We start from the raw sequence: 2,705 nt of genomic DNA, 5'->3' as shown, positions 1-2,705 counted from the left end.
GCCGACGCGGGCCGAGTACGAGACGCAGCTGGCGGCGCACAAGCTGGACACCGCCAAGGCCGGCTACCTGCACTTCGCCATCATCGACCACTGGCAGCAGCTGACCCTCGATTTCGCCTACTGGCGCGTGCTGACCGCCGCCGAGAAGAACCCGAAGTGGAAGAAGAACCGCGCGTGGTTCAAGGCCGACCGGCTTCGGCGCGAGGCGCTGATCATGGCGACGCTGGGCGAGCTGTCGCACTTCGTGGGCGACGGGGCCCAGCCGCTGCACACCTCGACCCACTTCAACGGCTGGGGCGACTATCCAAACCCGCAGGGGTTCACGACCTCGCGCATCCACTCGCCGTTCGAGAGCGCCATGGTGCGGGCGACCGCGGACCCGAAGGCGGTGGCGGCGGGCATGGCGCCGTTCCGCTCGTGCGGCTGCGCGATCGAGCAGCGGGTGACCGAGTACCTGTTGGCGACGAACAAGCTCGTCGTGCCGCTGTACGAACTGGAGAAAGCTGGCGGCCTGGCGCAGGGCGACCCGCGCGGACCGGCGTTCGCCACGGCGCGGCTGGCGGTCGGCGCCTCGGAGTTCCGGGACCTCGTGGTGGAAGCCTGGCGGGCCAGCGCCACGCGAAGCGTCGGCTGGCGGCCGATCCCGGTGCAGGACGTGCTCTCGGGCAAGACCGATCCGTTCCCCAACCTGTATTCGATCGACTGATGGCCGCCCCTCAGTTCGGCGATCCGGAACCGGGGCGGACCTATCGCGACCGTCCGGCCGCCTTCGGCATCGCGGAGCGCGGCGGCGAGATCGCCGTGGTGCGGGTGGAGAAGCCCGGCCATCCGGCCTGGCTGGACCTGCCGGGCGGCGCGATCGATGCGGGCGAGGTGCCGGAACAGGCGGTGGTCCGCGAGTATGGCGAGGAGACGGGGCTGAAGGTCGCCGTCGTCGAGCCCTATGCGAAGGCCGACCAGTTCTTCGTCAACACGGACGGCGAGGCGTTCAACAACCGCGCGACGTTCTTCGTGCTCTCGGTGGAAGGCGAGGCGGCCGAGCTGAAGATCGAGGACGACCACACCCTCGTCTGGCTGGACCCGCACGAGGCGGTGGAACGGCTGCGCCACGACGCTCATGCGTGGGCGGTCGCCGCCTGGCTGAGATTGCGCGCGCGGCGCTGAGCGGCTAGCAGCGCTGCCCATGACGGCAAAGATCATCGACGGCAAGGTTGTGGCCGAGCGCCTGCGGGCGCAGGTGGCCGAAGAGGTCGCGCGGCTACGGGCCGACTATAAGCTCCAGCCCGGCCTGGCCGTGGTGCTGGTGGGCGAGGACCCGGCCAGCCAGGTCTATGTGCGCTCGAAGGGCGAGCACAGCCTGGCCGTGGGGATGCATTCGGTGACGCACCGGCTGCCGGCCGAAACCCAGCAGGCGGAGCTGCTGCGGCTGGTGGCCGAGCTGAACGCCGACCCCCTGATCCACGGAATCCTGGTGCAGTTTCCGCTGCCCAAGCACCTGGACGAGAAGGCGGTGATCGCGGCTATCAGCCCGGACAAGGACGTGGATGGCCTCCACACCGTCAACGCCGGGCGGCTGGCCAGCGGGTTGCCGGCGCTCGTGCCGTGCACGCCGCTAGGCTGCATGATCCTGCTGCGCGAGACGCTGGGCGACCTGACCGGCAAGCGGGCCGTGGTGGTGGGGCGCTCGCAGCTGGTGGGCAAGCCGGTGGCCCAGCTGCTGCTGCAGGCCGACTGCACCGTCACCATCGCCCACTCGCGGACCCAGGACCTGCCGGCGGTCTGCCGCGAGGCCGACATCCTGGTGGCGGCGGTGGGCCGGCCGCGGATGATCCGCGGCGACTGGATCAAGCCGGGCGCCACCGTGATCGACGTCGGCATCAACCGGGTGCCGTTCGACGATCCCGAGAAGGCCGCCCAGGGCAAGACCAAGCTGGTGGGCGACGTCCACTACAAGGAGGCTTTGGAGGTCGCGGGCGCAATCACGCCAGTGCCGGCTGGCGTCGGCCCCATGACCGTGGCCTGCCTGCTGCAGAACACGGTGACGGCGGCCAAGCGCCTGGCCGGGATCGAGGTCTAGGACCCGCGCGCGGTCGCGTTGGTCCAGGTCACGACCTTGCCCAGCACCTCGGCCACGGCGGCGTCATACGCGGCGACGATGGCGGCCACCCGGTTGTCGCCCGCTCGGACCTGGGCCTCGAAGATCTCTTCCTGCACGAGCTGAGCCTTGCGGGGCGTGAGCGCTGCGCGCACGCGGACGACCACGACCGGCGCGGCCTTCGGCCCCTGGTCGTAACGGGTCTCGAAGGTGCGGACGTCGAGGCGCAGGATGTGGTCCGATTGGCCGGCCTCGCCACGGGAGACCAGGCGCACCGGGCCGGGATCGGCGTCGAAGGCGGCGACCACGGCCTGGTTGAACAGCACCTGAGCCGGCGCGATCCAGCGGGTCTCGGCGACATAGGCCGCCTTGCCGCCGGTGACGGTAAGGATGCGGTCGCCGGCCGCCTCGCGCTGGAAGGCGCCCGGACCGCGGAAGACGGTGACCGCGCCGGCGGGCGCCGGCGTGGCCTCGCCGACGGCCGACTGGCCGAAGCGGTAGAGGTGGGCCGGCTTGCCGCCGCCCAGGAGCGCGCAGCCGCTGAGCGCGACGGCGCAGAGGGCGAGGACCGAGAGCCGCAGCGTCGTCATTGGGGCACCTTCACTTCCTC

The 2,705-nt window shown here is 71.2% G+C and carries 4 protein-coding genes; 3 read left to right on the top strand and 1 reads right to left on the bottom strand.

Features of this window, described 5'->3' with window-relative positions; all coding sequences use genetic code 11:
* The 3 genes from RIF93_RS19960 to folD form a co-directional block, all read left to right on the top strand.
* Nucleotides 1-706: S1/P1 Nuclease (locus tag RIF93_RS19960; RefSeq protein ID WP_309093192.1), on the top strand; the 706-nt coding region annotated here is incomplete at its 5' end.
* The gene (locus tag RIF93_RS19955; protein ID WP_309093191.1) at nt 706-1,164 is read left to right on the top strand and encodes an NUDIX domain-containing protein; all 459 of its coding nucleotides are present in this window, start codon (nt 706-708) and stop codon (nt 1,162-1,164) included. The genes RIF93_RS19960 and RIF93_RS19955, both read left to right, overlap by 1 nt.
* A 19-nt stretch (nt 1,165-1,183) precedes the next feature.
* On the top strand, nt 1,184-2,077 hold the full coding sequence (gene folD, locus RIF93_RS19950; protein ID WP_309093190.1) for a bifunctional methylenetetrahydrofolate dehydrogenase/methenyltetrahydrofolate cyclohydrolase FolD: 894 nt from the start codon (nt 1,184-1,186) through the stop codon (nt 2,075-2,077).
* Here folD and RIF93_RS19945 read toward each other — a convergent pair.
* On the bottom strand, nt 2,074-2,685 hold the full coding sequence (locus RIF93_RS19945) for an ABC-type transport auxiliary lipoprotein family protein (protein WP_309093189.1): 612 nt from the start codon (nt 2,683-2,685) through the stop codon (nt 2,074-2,076). The genes folD and RIF93_RS19945 overlap by 4 nt on opposite strands.
* Nucleotides 2,686-2,705 lie beyond the last annotated feature (20 nt).

It is taken from the genome of Phenylobacterium sp. (assembly GCF_031181185.1).
Taxonomy (GTDB): domain Bacteria; phylum Pseudomonadota; class Alphaproteobacteria; order Caulobacterales; family Caulobacteraceae; genus Phenylobacterium.
The sequence above is the reverse complement of the archived record's forward strand: the minus strand, read 5'-3'. Positions and strand labels throughout refer to the sequence as shown.

Excerpts from the sequence above, each read along its gene's own strand:
- RIF93_RS19945 (WP_309093189.1), bottom strand. The coding sequence starts at position 2,685 with ATGACGACGCTGCGGCTCTCGGTCCTCGCCCTCTGCGCCGTCGCGCTC.
- RIF93_RS19955 (WP_309093191.1), top strand. The coding sequence starts at position 706 with ATGGCCGCCCCTCAGTTCGGCGATCCGGAACCGGGGCGGACCTATCGC.
- folD (WP_309093190.1), top strand. The coding sequence starts at position 1,184 with ATGACGGCAAAGATCATCGACGGCAAGGTTGTGGCCGAGCGCCTGCGG.